Here is a 17,130-nt window from a genome sequence, read left to right as displayed (position 1 = left end):
AAAAATTTTAGTTAGTATTAGAAAGTGAGAAACTATGGCAAATTTGGGCTTGAAGGAGCGCTATGATTTCCAGCAGTGGATTATCAAAGACTTGAAAGAAAAAAATGACTATATTCAGCGGGACGCTACTTGCTACGATCCTAGATTAGCCATGGATGTGGAACTCCTATGGGATTTTCTGATGGAGACTCAGGAAGAGACCATGGACTATCTCCTTAAAAAGCTTAGCAAGGAGACAATCGTCAATCTGATTAATAAAGAAATCGTCAAGGGAGGCTTTTTATTCGCCTTGAAAGAAGGAGTTTTTATTGAAAATAAACAACTTCGTCTTCTTTATCGTAAACCTGCGACTAGTTTTAATGAAAAGGCTGTTCAACAATACCAAGCCAACTGTCTATCTATTATGGAAGAAGTGGTTTACGAGGAGAGCGACCGCATTGACCTAGTTATCTTTATCAATGGATTAGCACTATTTGCTATAGAGCTTAAGTTTAATCCCAGTGGTCAGTCTGTTCAGGATGCCATCAAGCAGCTCAAGGGGCGCAATCCTAAGAATCGTCTTTTCCGTTTTGAACAGGGAGTCTTGGCTTCCTTTGCAGTGGATACCCTAGAAGTCTATATGACGACGCAATTGAAAGGACAAGAAACCTATTTTCTACCTTTTAATGTGGGGAAAGGGGAAGGTATTGAGATGGGAAGTGGCAACCCTCACAACCCTGATGGTGTCGATACAGACTACTTGTGGCTTGATGTCTTGACCAAGGATAGTATTCTCCAGTTAATAGAGAGTTTTATCTTTTTTGAGATGGATAAGCATAAAAAGAAGACCCTGATTTTCCCGAGATACCATCAGCGAAGAGCAGTTAGCCGTCTCCTAGAGGACATGAAAGTCAACCATACTGACAGTAATTATCTGATTCAGCATTCGGCTGGTTCTGGTAAAACCAATACCATAGCATGGTTGGCTCATAGTTTAGTATCGCTCCATGATGAACAAAATCAAAATATTGTGGATACTGTATTAATCGTTACAGACCGTATTGTAGTAGATCGTCAATTGCAAGAAGCGGTCAAGGAAATCTCCCACAAGCATGGTGTAGTTAAGGTAATGGGAGATAAAGAAACCTCCAGTGACTTAGCGGATGCGATTGCAGGAAATACAAAAATCATAGCTACGACTATTCATAAGTTTGCCCAGATCAACCAATCCAACTGGATGTCTGTAGGGAACACTGCGAAAAAGAAATTTGCCATCCTGATTGATGAAGCCCACAGTTCAACGACAGGATCCTATATGAGTTCGGTTAGTCAAGTCTTGACAGAAACAGATACAGAAGATGGAACTATCGATGAGATTCAAGAAGTAAGTGTTGCGGATGCTATCGAGCAGGAGATTGCTCGGACAGGTAAGCAGGACAATGTCTCAATCATTGCCTTTACCGCAACTCCAAAGGCGACAACTTTACAGCTATTTGGTACAACACAAGCAGATGGTTCTAAAGCTCCTTTTGATGTTTATAGTATGAAGCAAGCTATTGAGGAAGGTTTTATTCTAGATGTTTTAGATAACTATACGACTTATAAGACATATTACAAGCTCAATAAAGCAGTCGAAGAAGATCCTGAGCTAAAAACAACTCTTGCCAAGCGTAAGATTGCAAAGTTTGTAGAACTATCTGATGAAAATATCAATCAAAAGGTTGAAATTATCATGAATCACTTTATCAGTCATGATATTATGGCTGAATTGGGTGGTCAAGGTAAGGCTATGATTGTGACTTCGGGTCGTGAGGCAGCAGTTAAGTATCAATTGGCCTTTCAAAAGTACTTCAAAGACCACAGTATTACTAGTATTGGAACCCTGATTGCCTTTTCTGGCAAGGTTGATTATCAAGGTAGTGAATATACTGAGTCGCAAATGAATCAGGTCAAGGAAGATTATTTGAAAGATCATTTTGATACGGAGGACTACCAAATCCTGATTGTGGCAAACAAGTATCAGACAGGGTTTGATCAACCAAAACTGGTTGCTATGTATGTAGATAAAAAGTTGCGAAGTGTTGCTGCGGTGCAAACATTGTCTCGTTTGAATCGTATCTATAGAGGATACAACAAGAAGACCTTCATCCTTGATTTTAAAAATACTTATGACGATATTCGCTCAGCTTTTTCTCCCTACTACCGTGAGACTATTTTAGCAGATACAGTCACACCTAGTGATGTCTTGACCTTGGATCGGAAAATTGATGAGTATGGTATCTTGGACAGTGATGTTGTTCATGAATTTAATCAATTCTTATACCAAGAAAAGAGAAACAGCAGAGAAAAGCAAAAGATGGTTTCTCTGTTAAATCAAGGTTATGATAGAGTTAGACGGTTTGATGAGAAAGAACAACTTTCTATTCGAAAGGTTATTCGAGGTTTTCTTAGAATGTATACTTTCTTGATTCAGGCAACTGCTTATCAAAATGAAGTTCTACACGAACGTTATAATTATCTGCAAAGTCTTGTCAAGATGATTGATGTTCGCATTGGAGGAGATGATTTTACAATTGCAGATAAGATCGTAGTGGACTATATGAAACATAAGCAAACAGGTTCTTTCAGGTCAGTTTCTGAATTGGAATATCATCCAGAGTTAATACTTACCAAGCCAAGTACTGGAGGTGTTACGACTGACCAGGAGAAGCGTTTATCTGAAATCTTAGATGAAATTAACGAACAGTTGGATTTGGATATTGATCCCCAAGTCGGTCTAAGTGGAGCGGTATCCATTCGTGAACTGATGAAAAAGAATCCAAGACTAAAGCAATCTGCCCGTGTCAACTCTAGAGAAGACTTTGGTTTTGCTTTTGAAGAAGAGATTGACAATGCTCTTATAGAAGGATACTCTCAGAGTCAAGATTTATTTGGTGCTCTATTAAATAATGATTCTTTCAAGAAGAGATTAGCAGATATATTTATTGATGATGTGTTCAAAAGTTTGAAGGGATCCGAAGAAGTGTAATTCTAAAATTCACACTAATTTCCTCAAAACATATTCTATTTTAGGTTTGTGAAAATCACTTTTTTATGGTAGAATGTAAAAGAATGTATGTCATTCGGAATAACAATAAAATGAGGTAAAAACATGGAAATCATGTCGATTGCGATTGCTGTTTTTGCCGTCATCATTGGTTTAGTCATTGGATATGTCAGCATCTCAGCTAAGATGAAATCATCTCAGGAAGCTGCAGAGTTGATGCTTTTAAATGCTGAACAAGAAGCAACTAATTTACGTGGACAAGCTGAGCGTGAAGCGGATTTACTTGTTAATGAAGCCAAACGTGAAAGTAAGTCTCTTAAAAAAGAAGCACTATTGGAGGCCAAAGAAGAAGCCAGAAAATACCGTGAAGAAGTGGACGCTGAATTCAAATCAGAACGTCAAGAACTCAAACAAATCGAAAGTCGTTTGACTGAGAGAGCTACTAGCCTCGACCGTAAGGACGACAATTTGACGAGTAAAGAACAAACACTTGAACAAAAAGAACAAAGTATTTCTGATAGAGCGAAAAACCTTGATGCGCGTGAAGAGCAATTAGAGGAAGTCGAAAGACAAAAAGAAGCAGAACTAGAGCGTATTGGTGCCCTGTCTCAGGCAGAAGCACGAGATATTATCTTGGCACAGACAGAGGAAAACTTGACCAAGGAGATTGCCAGCCGTATTCGCGAAGCTGAGCAAGAGGTCAAGGAACGTTCTGACAAAATGGCCAAGGATATCCTGGTTCAAGCCATGCAACGTATCGCTGGTGAATATGTAGCGGAGTCAACAAACTCAACAGTTCATCTGCCAGATGATACTATGAAGGGACGCATTATTGGCCGTGAAGGTCGTAACATTCGTACCTTTGAAAGTTTGACAGGGGTTGATGTGATTATCGACGATACACCAGAAGTGGTGACCTTGTCAGGTTTTGACCCGATTCGTCGCGAGATTGCCCGTATGACTATGGAAATGTTGCTCAAAGATGGTCGTATCCACCCAGCTCGTATCGAAGAGTTGGTTGAGAAAAACCGTCAAGAGATTGACAATAAGATCCGTGAATACGGTGAGGCAGCAGCCTATGAGATTGGTGCGCCGAACCTCCATCCAGACTTGATGAAGATCATGGGACGTTTGCAGTTCCGTACTTCATATGGACAAAATGTCTTGCGCCATTCGATTGAGGTTGCTAAGTTGGCTGGTATCATGGCCAGCGAACTGGGTGAAAATGCGGCTCTTGCTCGTCGTGCTGGATTCCTTCACGATATCGGGAAAGCTATTGACCGCGAGGTTGAGGGTAGCCACGTTGAAATCGGTATGGAATTGGCTCGTAAGTATAAGGAACACCCAGTTGTGGTCAATACGATCGCTAGTCACCACGGTGATGTTGAAGCTGAGAGCGTCATTGCAGTGATCGTCGCTGCGGCAGATGCCTTGAGCGCAGCTCGTCCAGGTGCTCGTAGTGAGTCTCTTGAAAGCTACATCAAGCGTCTCCATGATTTGGAAGAAATTGCGAACGGCTTTGAAGGAGTGCAAACTAGCTTTGCCCTTCAAGCAGGACGTGAAATCCGCATCATGGTCAATCCAGGACAAATCAAGGACGACAAAGTCACAATCTTGGCTCACAAAGTTCGTGAGAAAATTGAAAACAATCTCGATTACCCAGGAAATATCAAGGTAACCGTGATTCGCGAGCTTCGTGCAGTAGATTATGCTAAATAAATAAGAAAGAGCAGTTGAAAAATTACTGCTTTTTTGTTACACTAGATAGAAAGACTGTAAAGGATAATCTGGCTTTTTGCCATTATTCTAGAGAAATGTTATTTCACAGACTGACTAAAAGGAGACACAATGGCAGACCGAGGCTTACTAATCGTTTTTTCTGGTCCTTCAGGGGTTGGCAAAGGAACGGTTAGAAGAGAGATTTTTGAGAGTTCTGAAAACCAATTTCAATACTCTGTATCGATGACGACACGCGCACAACGTCCTGGAGAAGTGGACGGTGTTGACTATTTCTTCCGTACTCGTGAAGAGTTTGAAGAGCTGATTCGTCAAGGACAGATGTTGGAATACGCGGAATATGTCGGCAACTACTATGGAACTCCTCTGACATATGTCAATGAAACCTTGGACAAGGGAATCGATGTTTTCCTTGAAATTGAAGTTCAGGGCGCTCTTCAGGTCAAGAAAAAGGTTCCAGATGCTGTCTTTATCTTCCTGACACCACCAGATTTGGATGAATTGCAAGATCGTTTGGTAGGTCGTGGAACAGATAGTGCAGAAGTGATTGCCCAACGAATTGAAAAAGCCAAGGAAGAAATTGCGCTTATGCGTGAGTATGATTATGCGATTGTTAACGATCAGGTGCCCCTAGCTGCTGAGCGTGTCAAACGTGTGATCGAAGCAGAACACTTCCGTGTGGATCGTGTCATTGGTCACTATCAGGAGATGTTACCAAAATCTCCAACTACCAGATAAAATTTAGAAAATAGGTACAAGCAAATGATGTTAAAACCCTCTATTGATACCTTGCTCGACAAGGTTCCATCAAAATATTCACTCGTAATCTTGGAAGCAAAACGTGCCCACGAATTGGAAGCAGGTGCGCCAGCTACTCAAGGTTTCAAGTCTGAAAAATCAACTCTTCGCGCTCTAGAAGAAATCGAATCAGGAAACGTTACAATTCACCCAGATCCAGAAGGAAAACGTGAAGCAGTGCGTCGCCGTATCGAAGAAGAAAAACGTCGCAAAGAAGAAGAAGAAAAGAAAATCAAAGAGCAAATCGCTAAAGAAAAAGAAGATGGTGAAAAAATTTAAGGTTGGGGGGACTCAATCTTATTTTTTCTATTGCAAGAATGTACTGACGAGGAGGAGGTGAGAAGATGGCCCTAGCTAAGATTATCGTAGATGTGCCCTTGATGCAGACGGACCAGCCCTATAGTTACAGGATTCCTGAGGAATTTGAGGGAATGTTGGAAGTTGGGATGCGGGTTCATGTGCCCTTTGGTAAGGGAAATCGTCTGATTCAAGGGATTGTTCTTGGTTTGGAGTCCCAATCAGATGAAGAAGAGATGGAGCAAGATTTAAAAGATATTGTCGAGGTACTGGATTTTTCACCTGTTCTCACACAAGAACAACTCTGGCTAGCTGAAGAGCTCCGCAAGTCCGTCTTTTCTTATAAAATCTCTATCCTTAAGGCTATGTTACCGGGATTTCTGAACTCCAGCTATGACAAGATTCTCTATCCTCTCGAAGGTCTGAGTCAGGAAGACCGAGATCGTCTGTTTGGTTCAGAAGATTCGCTTGCCTTTTCTTCTCTAGATTTAGGTAAGCAAGCTGAAATGATGCGATTGACTAGAAAAGGCCTGCTTGGTCTGGAATATCAGGCGGTCGATCAAAAGAAGATCAAGACCCAGTCTTGGTATGAGGTAAATCTTGCTCAATTAGAAGGTGTCGAGATTTCTGCGCGCGCCAAGAAAAAGTTGGAACTGAGAGATTACTTGCTGTCTCATCCTGAGAGTGCTTCCTTGGCTAGTTTGCTAGAGTTCTATTCGCGGGAGCAAGTCAACTTCTTTGTGGAACAAGGTGCTGTGACCATAGTCCAAAAGGAAGTGCAACGCTCGGCTGCTTATTTTGAAGGGATTGAAGCAAGTCAGCCTTTGGAGTTGAATCCAGAGCAAAGACAGGCGCGTGATGCGGTTGTCAATGCTATTGGTAGTCATCAGCCCCCCTTCCTCCTTCAAGGGATTACAGGAAGTGGGAAGACTGAGGTTTACTTGCAGATTATCCAAGGGGCCTTGGACAAGGGCAAGACAGCTATTTTGCTGGTGCCTGAGATTTCCCTGACGCCGCAAATGACGGAGCGTTTTATTGCTCGATTTGGTGAGAAAGTGGCCATTCTTCATTCAGGCTTGTCTAATGGTGAAAAGTATGATGAATGGCGCAAGGTGGAACGCGGCGATGCCCAAGTTGTGGTTGGTGCTAGATCCGCTATCTTTGCTCCTCTTAAAAATCTGGGTGTCATGATAATCGATGAGGAGCATGAAGCGACTTATAAGCAGGACAGTAATCCCCGTTATCATGCTAGAGAGGTAGCTATTTTACGGGCTCAGTATAATCAAGCGGCTTTAGTCCTTGGTTCTGCAACACCGAGCTTAGAGAGCCGTGCGCGTGCTGGTAAAGGCGTCTATCAACACTTACGTCTGACGCAACGAGCCAATCCTCTAGCCACAATCCCTGAGGTTCAAGTAATTGACTTTCGAGACTATATCGGACAGAATGAGACGTCAAACTTTACGCCACCTTTGCTAGAAGCTATTCAGGAACGTCTGGCTAAAAAAGAGCAGGTGGTTCTTATGCTCAATCGTCGTGGTTATTCTAGCTTTGTTATGTGTCGGGAGTGTGGGACGGTGGATACTTGTCCTAACTGTGATATTTCTCTGACTCTCCATATGGATACCAAGACCATGAACTGCCATTATTGTGGTTTCTCGAAGGACATTCCTCAGGCCTGTCCTAACTGTAAGAGCCGCAGTATTCGTTACTATGGAACAGGAACTCAGAAAGCTTACGATGAGCTAGCTGAACTCTTTCCAGAGGCACGTATTCTGCGCATGGATGTGGATACAACTCGCAAAAAAGGTAGTCACCAAGCACTTCTTGAGCAGTTTGGCAAGGGTGAAGCGGATATTTTACTAGGTACTCAGATGATTGCCAAGGGATTGGATTTTCCCAATGTGACTTTGGTCGGAGTGCTCAATGCGGATACTGCCTTAAATCTGCCTGATTTCCGTTCTTCTGAGAGAACCTTCCAGCTTTTGACTCAGGTGGCAGGTCGGGCAGGACGTGCTGAAAAAGCAGGTCAGGTCTTGATTCAGTCTTACAATCCTCTGCATTATGCTATTCGATTTGCAAAAGACCAGGACTACGAAGGCTTTTATGCCTATGAAATGGGAATCAGACGACAACTAGGCTATCCACCTTACTATTTTACGATTGGCATTACCCTTTCTCACAAGAAGGAAGAAGAGGTAATCAAACGCGCCTATGAAGTTATGAACATTTTGCGGTCAGGTTTGTCCGAAACCAGTAATATCCTCGGGCCGACGCCCAAACCTATTGCTCGTACCCACAACCTCTATCATTACCAGATTTTGATTAAATACCGTTTAGAAGATGAGCTGGGGCCAACCCTCAACCAGGTCTTGGCCTTGACTCAAGAACGGGAAAATAGTGAGCTCCGTCTCAGCATTGACCATGAGCCACAGCAATTTTTATAAGAAGGAGAAGATATGACAAAATTAATCTTTATGGGGACTCCCGACTTTTCAGCAACAGTTTTAAAAGGACTTTTGACAGATGATCGTTACAAAATTCTAGCTGTTGTGACCCAGCCAGACCGTGCTGTTGGTCGTAAAAAAGTTATCCAAGAAACCCCAGTCAAGCAGGCTGCCAAGGAAGCAGGTCTTCCTATCTACCAACCTGAAAAATTATCTGGAAGTCCAGAGATGGAAGATCTTATGAAGCTAGGAGCAGATGGAATTGTGACTGCTGCTTTTGGCCAGTTTCTCCCAAGTAAACTCCTTGATAGCATGGATTTTGCGGTCAACGTTCACGCGTCACTCCTTCCTAAACACCGTGGTGGTGCTCCGATCCATTATGCCTTGATTCAAGGGGATGAGGAAGCTGGTGTGACCATTATGGAAATGGTTAAGGAAATGGATGCAGGAGATATGATTTCTCGTCGCAGTATTCCGATTACGGATGAGGACAATGTCGGCACCTTGTTTGAGAAATTGGCGCTAGTTGGTCGTGATTTGCTTTTGGATACTTTGCCTGCCTATATTGCTGGTGACATCCAACCTGAACCGCAGGATCCAAGCCAAGTTACCTTCTCTCCAAATATCAAGCCAGAGGAAGAAAAATTGGACTGGAATAAAAGCAATCGTCAACTTTTCAACCAAATCCGTGGGATGAACCCCTGGCCTGTTGCCCATACTTTCCTTAAGGGAGACCGCTTTAAGATTTATGAAGCCCTACCAGTAGAAGGTCAGGGAAATCCAGGTGAAATTCTCTCTATCGGCAAGAAAGAATTGATTGTCGCAACGGCAGAAGGAGCTTTGTCTCTCAAGCAAGTGCAGCCAGCAGGTAAACCTAAGATGGACATTGCTTCCTTCCTCAACGGTGTTGGACGTACATTGACTGTAGGAGAACGATTTGGTGACTAAAGTAGAAACGGCTAGAAGTTTAGCCCTAGCAGTATTAGAGGATGTTTTTATCAATCAAGCATACTCAAATATCGCCTTAAATAAGCATCTCAAAGGAAGTCAGCTCTCTACAGCAGACAAGGGCTTGGTGACCGAGCTGGTCTATGGAACGGTAGCCCGTAAATTGACTCTGGAATGGTACCTATCCCACTTTATCGAAGACAGAGACCAGTTAGATAGCTGGCTCTATGTCCTTCTTCTCATGAGTGCCTACCAACTCCGCTATTTGAACAAGATTCCAGACCATGCTGTGGTCAATGAAGCAGTAGAATTGGCCAAAGTCCGTAAAAAAGGCAGTGAAAAATTAGTCAACGCTGTCCTTCGTCGTATTCTGCGTGAAGGCTGGCCAGATATTGCTAGCATCAAGCGAAAAAACAAGCGTGATTCCATTGCCTATTCTCTCCCGGTTTGGCTAGTTTCCAAACTCAAGGAAGAATACGGTGAAGAGCGAGCACAAGCTATTTTTGAAAGTCTTTTGGTGCGAAACAAGGCTAGCATCCGAGTGACTGATTTAAACCGAAAAGAGGAAATTCAAGCCTTGTTGGAGGCTAGTGATTCACCTTTGTCTGTTTCTGGTCTCGTCAAGGAGCAGGGGCATTTTGCAGGCCATGATTTGTTTGCGAATGGAGCCATTACCATTCAAGACGAATCCAGTCAATTGGTTGCTCCGACGCTTGATTTAAAAGGTGATGAGCAGGTTCTAGATGCCTGTGCGGCTCCGGGTGGAAAAACAGCTCATATAGCCTCTTATCTTACGACAGGTCAGGTTACTGCTCTGGACTTGTACGATCACAAGTTGGACTTAATCCAAGAAAATGCCCAACGTTTAGGAGTTGCAGATCGGGTTCAAACGCAAAAATTGGATGCCAGAAAGGTGCATGAGTTTTTTGGGAAGAATTCATTTGATAAGATTTTGGTGGATGCTCCCTGTTCAGGAATCGGTCTTCTGCGCCGAAAACCAGACATCAAATACAATAAAGAAACGGCAGATTTCGCGTCCTTACAGGAAATTCAGCTAGAAATATTAGGTAGTGTTTGTCAAACAATAGGCAAAGGTGGTATAATAACTTATAGTACCTGTACTATTGTCTCAGAGGAGAACTTTCAAGTCGTACAGGCATTTTTAGAAAGTCATCCTGAATTTGAGCAGGTAACACTAGAACATGAATGTAAGGATATCATGAAAGATGGCTGTCTCCTCATCACACCTGAATTGTATGGAAGTGATGGATTCTTCATCAGTCAATTTCGTAAGATATCGGATTAGGAAGGAACTGACACATGGAAATTTCATTATTAACAGATGTTGGTCAGAAACGAACAAATAACCAAGACTATGTCAACCACTATGTCAATAGAGCTGGGCGTACCATGATTATTTTAGCTGATGGGATGGGAGGTCATCGCGCAGGGAATATCGCTAGTGAAATGGCGGTAACAGACCTAGGTATAGCTTGGGTTGATACCCAAATCGATACAGTCAATGAAGTGCGTGAATGGTTCGCCAATTACCTAGAAATTGAAAATCAAAAGATTCATCAACTTGGACAAGATGATGCCTATAAAGGAATGGGAACAACTCTAGAAGCTGTTGCTATTATTGGCAATCAGGCTATCTATGCCCACATTGGAGATTCTCGTATCGGTTTGATTCGTGGAGAAGAATACCACCAGTTAACGAGCGACCATTCCTTGGTCAATGAATTGCTTAAGGCAGGTCAATTGACACCAGAAGAAGCTGCTAGTCATCCACAGAAAAATATTATTACTCAATCTATCGGTCAAAAAGATGAAGTTCAACCTGATTTTGGAATGATTACCCTTGAGCCAGGTGACTATCTCTTGCTCAATAGTGATGGTTTGACTAACATGATTTCAGGCAGTGAGATTTGTGATATTGTAACCAGTGATATTCCTTTGGCAGATAAAACAGCGACGCTCGTGCGTTTTGCTAACAATGCAGGAGGTTTAGACAACATTACGGTTGCCCTTGTTTCTATGAACGAGGAGGATGCAGAATGATCCAAATCGGCAAGATTTTTGCCGGACGCTATCGGATTGTGAAACAGATTGGCCGAGGAGGCATGGCAGATGTCTATTTGGCCAAGGATTTAATTCTAGACGGAGAAGAAGTGGCAGTGAAGGTCCTGAGGACCAACTACCAGACGGACCCGATAGCTGTAGCTCGTTTTCAGCGTGAAGCGAGAGCTATGGCAGATCTAGACCATCCTCATATCGTTCGGATAACAGATATTGGTGAGGAAGATGGTCAACAGTATCTCGCAATGGAATATGTTGCTGGACTGGACCTTAAACGCTATATCAAGGAACACTATCCTCTTTCTAATGAAGAAGCCGTCCGTATCATGGGACAAATCCTATTGGCTATGCGTTTGGCCCATACCAGAGGAATTGTTCACAGGGACTTGAAACCGCAAAATATCCTCTTGACACCAGATGGGACTGCCAAGGTCACAGACTTTGGGATTGCGGTCGCCTTTGCAGAGACGAGTCTGACCCAGACTAACTCTATGCTGGGGTCGGTTCATTACTTGTCACCTGAGCAGGCGCGTGGTTCGAAGGCGACGGTACAGAGTGATATCTATGCCATGGGGATTATTTTCTATGAGATGTTGACAGGTCATATCCCTTATGACGGGGATAGCGCGGTGACCATCGCCCTTCAGCATTTCCAGAAACCACTGCCGTCAGTTATTGATGAAAATCCATCTGTGCCTCAGGCTTTGGAGAATGTTGTTATCAAGGCAACTGCCAAGAAATTGACAGATCGTTATCAGTCAGTTGCAGAGATGTATGTGGACTTGTCTAGTAGTTTGTCTTACAATCGTCGAAATGAGCCTAAACTGGTATTTAATGATACTACTAAGGCAGACACCAAGACTCTACCAAAGGTATCCCAGAGTACCTTGACCTCGATTCCTAAGGTGCAAACACAAAGTCCGAAGCCACAGACTGCGAAGCCGAGTCAGCAGGCTTCAGAAGACAATTACGCAAGCAAGCCTGTTAAGAAACGGAAATTTAGAGTTCGTTATATGATTTTGTTGGCCAGCATTGTATTGGTGGCAGCTTCTCTTGTTTGGATATTATCCAGAACTCCTGCAACCATTGCCATTCCAGATGTGGCAGGTCAGACAGTTGCGGAGGCCAAGGAAACGCTCAAGAAAGCCAATTTTGAGATTGGCGAGGAGAAATCAGAGGCTAGTGAAAAGGTGGAAGAAGGGCGGATTATCCGTACAGATCCTGAAGCTGGAAAGACTCGAAAAGAAGGTTCGAAAATCAATTTGGTTGTCTCTTCAGGCAAGCAATCCTTCCAATTGAGTAACTATATCGGCCGTAAATCGACAGATGTTATCGCAGAACTCAAGCAGAAGAAGGTTCCTGAAAATCTCATCAAGATTGAGGAAGAAGAATCAAGTGAGAGTGAAGCAGGAACTGTTCTCAGACAGAGTCCAGCTGCCGGAACAACCTATGATTTGAGCAAGGCCTCAACGATTACCTTAACCGTTGCTAAGAAAGTAACCAGCGTTGCCATGCCAAGTTATATAGGATCTAGTCTTGAATTTACTAAAAACAATCTCGTTCAAATTGTCGGTATTAAAGAAGCCAATATTGAAGTTGTAGAAGTGTCGACAGCTCCTGATGGAACTGCTGAGGGTACAGTCGTTGAACAGAGTCCAAAAGCGGGTGAAAAGGTTGATTTGACTAAGACGCGTGTCAAGATTTCAATCTACAAACCAAAAACACCGCCGTCAACGTCATCATCAGCACCATCCCAACGTGGAAACCAAGGTTCTACTACGACACCAAGTCAGGGGAACCAACAAGGAAATCAACGAGGGAATGCACCTGCTACTACTCAATCAAGTAGTGAAGGCAACCACGAAAATTCTCGTGATTAAACAAATCTTTGTCATGATTTTATGGCAAAGATTTTTTTTGACTCCAGATTTGTGATAGAATAGAAGGAGTTGATAAAAGGAGGAAAGCATGGAAGAATCAAGAGAATTAAATGCCGTCATTGATGTGATTATGCTAGCAGGAACCATTCTTCTCAAAAGTGGTTCAGAGATTCATCGTGTAGAAGATACCATGATTCGTATTGCGCATTCGCAGGGGATTGTAGACTGCAATGTTCTTGCCATGCCTGCCGCCATCTTTTTCTCCATTGAAAATACCAATATTTCGCGAATGAAGCGCGTGACCTCCTCTTCTTATAACATCGAAAAAGTCTGCGATGTGAACCAGATTTCCCGTCAGTTGGTTGGGGGGAAGATTGATTTAGAGACAGCCTTCAAGCAATTGACGGCCTTGCAAGCCCAACCTCTTCCTTATACCAAGTTACAGGTAACTCTAGCTGCGACCTTTAGTGCACCGTTCTTTTCGGTCATGTTTAGCGGAAATATCTACGACGCACTTGGGGCAGGAGTGGCTACCTTATTTGGTTTTACCTTTTCCCTCTATGTAGAGAAGTTTATTCGAATTCCCTTTGTGACAGCCTTTGCTGGAGCCTTTGTCTTTGGGATGATAGCCCAGTTTTGGGCTCGCTACACAGGCTTTCCTTCAACGGCAGATTTGATTATAGCTGGTGCAGTTATGCCTTTTGTACCAGGGATTGCCTTGACCAATGCGGTCCGTGATATTATGACCAACCACATAAACTCTGGTATGAGTAAGATGTTTGAATCCCTGCTCATTACCCTCGCTTTAGGGGCAGGAACTTCTGTCGCCTTGGTATTGATGAATTAATATGACACTTACAACTTTTTTATTACAAGCAGTGGCAAGTCTTCTTGCCATTATCACTTTTTTAATCGTACTCAATGTGCAACGCTCTATGCTCTTACCTGGAGGGATTTTGGGCATGGCTGTCTGGCTAATCTATCTCTTGCTCAAGGAACCAACCAATGTCATTGTAGCGACCTTCATTGCGGCCATTATCGGTTCATGTGTCAGCCAAATTTTGAGTATTCTTTATAAGACACCTGCTGTGGTCTTTATCTTAGCCATCTTGGCGCCTCTGGTTCCGGGTTATCTTTCTTATCGGACAACTGCCTTTTTTGTGACGGGGGATTACAGTCACGCCATTGCTAGTGCAACTTTGGTGGTTATGTTGGCTTTGGTGATTTCCATTGGAATGGCTAGCGGAACAGTGATTCTTAGACTTTATTCCTATTTACGAAAACAGCATAAAAGTTAGATTCATAAGGGACTTGATTTGGTGAATCAAGTCTTTTTTCTCTCTTTTACTGCTATTTGTGATAAAATAGTATAGAACGATTTTTTACATGAATGATAAAACAGAGGTAAATATGACAATCGGTATTGATAAGATTGGTTTTGCGACCAGTCAATATGTCTTGAAATTACAAGACTTAGCAGAAGCGAGGGGAATTGACCCTGAAAAATTAAGCAAAGGACTCCTGCTCAAGGAATTGAGTATTGCACCCTTAACTGAGGACATCGTGACCTTGGCGGCTAGTGCAAGTGACTCTATTTTAACTGAGCAAGAAAGACAAGAAATTGATATGGTCATTGTGGCTACCGAGTCAGGAATTGACCAGAGCAAGGCTGCAGCCGTCTTTGTACATGGCTTGCTGGGCATCCAGCCCTTTGCTCGTAGTTTCGAGATTAAAGAAGCCTGCTACGGAGCGACAGCTGCCCTCCATTATGCCAAATTGCATGTGGAAAATTCTCCAGAGTCCAAGGTCTTGGTCATCGCCAGTGATATTGCCAAGTATGGTATTGAAACTCCAGGAGAACCCACACAGGGTGCTGGAAGTGTGGCTATGTTGATTACACAAAATCCACGCATTATGGCCTTTAATAATGACAATGTAGCTCAGACCCGTGACATCATGGATTTCTGGCGTCCAAATTACTCGACAACGCCTTATGTAAATGGTGTTTATTCTACCCAACAATATTTGGATAGTTTGAAAACAACTTGGCTTGAATACCAAAAACGCTACCAGCTTACTTTGGATGATTTTGCGGCTGTTTGCTTCCACTTGCCTTATCCTAAATTAGCGCTAAAAGGCTTGAAAAAAATCGTGGATAAGAACCTGCCTCAAGAGAAAAAAGACCTCTTGCAAAGGCATTTTGACCAGTCTATTCTCTACAGTCAAAAGGTGGGGAATATCTATACAGGTTCACTTTTCCTTGGACTTTTATCTCTCTTGGAAAATACAGATAGCTTGAAGGCTGGGGATAAAATTGCCCTTTATAGTTACGGAAGTGGTGCTGTGGCTGAGTTCTTCAGTGGTGAATTGGTTGAAGGATATGAAGCTTATCTGGATAAAGAGCGTTTGAACAAGCTCAACCAAAGAACTGCCCTGTCTGTTGCGGACTATGAAAAAGTCTTCTTTGAGGAAGTGGACTTGGATGAAACAAACTCTGCCCAGTTTGCTGGCTATGAAAATCAAGATTTTGCCTTGGTTGAAATTGTGGACCACCAACGCCGTTATAGCAAGGTTGAAAAATAATGAAGATAAGTTGGAATGGATTTTCTAAAAAATCATACCAAGAGCGCCTCGAGCTGTTAAAAGCTCAGGCGCTCCTTAGTCCTGAAAAACAAACCAGTCTGGAGCAGGATGAACAGATTAGTGTGACTGTCGCAGACCAGCTGAGTGAGAATGTAGTGGGAACTTTTTCTCTGCCTTATTCGCTGGTTCCAGAGGTTCTTGTCAATGGTCAGGAATACACAGTTCCCTATGTGACGGAAGAGCCGTCAGTGGTTGCTGCGGCCAGCTATGCAAGTAAAATCATCAAGCGTGCAGGCGGTTTTACTGCACAAGTCCATGAGCGTCAGATGATTGGTCAGGTAGCTCTTTATCAAGTTGCTGATCCTGAACAAGCGCAGGAGAAGATCACCAGCAAGAAAGCAGAACTCTTAGAACTTGCTAATCAAGCCTATCCTTCTATCGTTAAACGCGGAGGAGGGGCGCGTGATTTGCATGTAGAGCAGATTAAAGGCGAAACAGACTTCCTCGTTGTTTATCTCCATGTCGATACGCAGGAAGCCATGGGAGCAAATATGCTCAATACCATGCTGGAAGCCTTGAAGCCAGTCGTAGAAGAACTCAGTCAGGGACAGAGTCTCATGGGTATTCTGTCTAACTACGCGACCGATTCTTTGGTTACTGCAAGTTGTCGCATCGCCTTTCGCTATTTGAGCCGTCAAAAGGATCAAGGACGAGAAAATGCAGAGAAAATTGCTTTGGCGAGCCAATTTGCGCAAGCTGATCCTTATCGAGCAGCTACCCACAATAAAGGGATTTTTAATGGTATTGATGCCGTTTTGATTGCAACTGGTAATGACTGGCGTGCTATTGAGGCAGGAGCCCATGCCTTTGCTAGTAGAGAAGGACACTATCAAGGTCTTAGTCAATGGACACTGGACCTTGAAAGAGAAGAATTGGTCGGTGAGGTGACCCTGCCCATGCCTGTAGCGACCAAAGGCGGCTCTATCGGCCTCAACCCTCGTGTAGCCCTCAGTCATGAATTACTAGGAAATCCTTCTGCTAAAGAATTAGCTCAGATTATCGTGTCTATCGGTCTCGCCCAAAACTTTGCGGCCCTCAAAGCCTTGGTGAGTACAGGAATTCAGCAAGGTCACATGAAATTGCAGGCCAAATCCTTGGCTCTCCTAGCAGGTGCTAGTGAATCCGAGGTTGCTCCCCTAGTCGAGCGCCTCATCGCAGATAAAACCTTTAACCTAGAGACAGCCCAGCGCTACCTAGAAAATTTAAGATCATAAAAAACTCAGACGAATTCGGTCTGAGTTTTCTTGTGCTTATACTCAGTGAAAATCAAAGAGCAAAC

General features: G+C 43.2%; 13 protein-coding genes. All 13 read left to right on the top strand.

Translation table 11 applies throughout. From position 1 onward, the window contains the following. Window positions 1-34: 34 nt before the first annotated feature. Window positions 35-3,007 (top strand): DEAD/DEAH box helicase family protein, encoded by a 2,973-nt coding sequence (locus HT718_RS07970; RefSeq protein WP_173268121.1) that lies wholly within the window; start codon window positions 35-37, stop codon window positions 3,005-3,007. Between the two features lie 123 nt (window positions 3,008-3,130). Continuing rightward, window positions 3,131-4,744 carry a ribonuclease Y gene (locus tag HT718_RS07965; protein ID WP_033678004.1) on the top strand — a complete coding sequence of 538 codons (1,614 nt, stop codon included), beginning with the start codon at window positions 3,131-3,133 and terminating at the stop codon, window positions 4,742-4,744. 129 nt (window positions 4,745-4,873) lie between these two features. Then, window positions 4,874-5,500: a guanylate kinase gene (gmk, locus tag HT718_RS07960; protein WP_000775041.1), complete on the top strand. Its 627-nt coding sequence runs from the start codon at window positions 4,874-4,876 to the stop codon at window positions 5,498-5,500. Window positions 5,501-5,524: 24 nt separating this feature from the next. Then, on the top strand, window positions 5,525-5,839 hold the full coding sequence (rpoZ, locus tag HT718_RS07955) for a DNA-directed RNA polymerase subunit omega (protein WP_000979235.1): 315 nt from the start codon (window positions 5,525-5,527) through the stop codon (window positions 5,837-5,839). A gap of 65 nt (window positions 5,840-5,904) precedes the next feature. Beyond that, entirely contained in the window at window positions 5,905-8,301 is a 2,397-nt protein-coding gene (locus HT718_RS07950; RefSeq protein WP_173268120.1) for a primosomal protein N', read from the top strand. Window positions 8,302-8,313: 12 nt separating this feature from the next. After that, window positions 8,314-9,249, top strand: a complete 936-nt coding sequence (fmt, locus tag HT718_RS07945; RefSeq protein ID WP_173268119.1) for a methionyl-tRNA formyltransferase — start codon at window positions 8,314-8,316, stop codon at window positions 9,247-9,249. Continuing rightward, the gene (gene rsmB, locus HT718_RS07940) at window positions 9,242-10,555 is read left to right on the top strand and encodes a 16S rRNA (cytosine(967)-C(5))-methyltransferase RsmB (RefSeq protein ID WP_173268118.1); all 1,314 of its coding nucleotides are present in this window, start codon (window positions 9,242-9,244) and stop codon (window positions 10,553-10,555) included. Before fmt ends, rsmB begins: the two co-directional genes overlap by 8 nt. A gap of 14 nt (window positions 10,556-10,569) precedes the next feature. Continuing rightward, entirely contained in the window at window positions 10,570-11,310 is a 741-nt protein-coding gene (locus HT718_RS07935; RefSeq protein ID WP_000406242.1) for a Stp1/IreP family PP2C-type Ser/Thr phosphatase, read from the top strand. Continuing rightward, window positions 11,307-13,208 carry a Stk1 family PASTA domain-containing Ser/Thr kinase gene (gene pknB, locus HT718_RS07930; protein ID WP_000614549.1) on the top strand — a complete coding sequence of 634 codons (1,902 nt, stop codon included), beginning with the start codon at window positions 11,307-11,309 and terminating at the stop codon, window positions 13,206-13,208. The genes HT718_RS07935 and pknB overlap by 4 nt, the downstream gene beginning before the upstream one ends. Before the next feature lie 88 nt (window positions 13,209-13,296). After that, a complete protein-coding gene (locus HT718_RS07925; protein ID WP_000392945.1) occupies window positions 13,297-14,055 on the top strand; it encodes a threonine/serine exporter family protein in 759 nt (252 codons plus the stop codon). A gap of 1 nt (window position 14,056) precedes the next feature. After that, window positions 14,057-14,506, top strand: coding sequence for a threonine/serine exporter family protein (locus HT718_RS07920; RefSeq protein WP_000176932.1), 450 nt, complete (start codon window positions 14,057-14,059; stop codon window positions 14,504-14,506). 112 nt (window positions 14,507-14,618) lie between these two features. After that, a complete protein-coding gene (locus HT718_RS07915) occupies window positions 14,619-15,791 on the top strand; it encodes a hydroxymethylglutaryl-CoA synthase (protein ID WP_173268117.1) in 1,173 nt (390 codons plus the stop codon). Further along, a complete protein-coding gene (locus HT718_RS07910; protein ID WP_033680609.1) occupies window positions 15,791-17,065 on the top strand; it encodes a hydroxymethylglutaryl-CoA reductase, degradative in 1,275 nt (424 codons plus the stop codon). Before HT718_RS07915 ends, HT718_RS07910 begins: the two co-directional genes overlap by 1 nt. Window positions 17,066-17,130 lie beyond the last annotated feature (65 nt).

The organism is Streptococcus sp. 714, assembly GCF_013277115.1.
GTDB lineage: Bacteria > Bacillota > Bacilli > Lactobacillales > Streptococcaceae > Streptococcus.
Note: the sequence above shows the minus strand (reverse complement) of the source record. Positions and strands in the feature narration are given on the sequence as shown.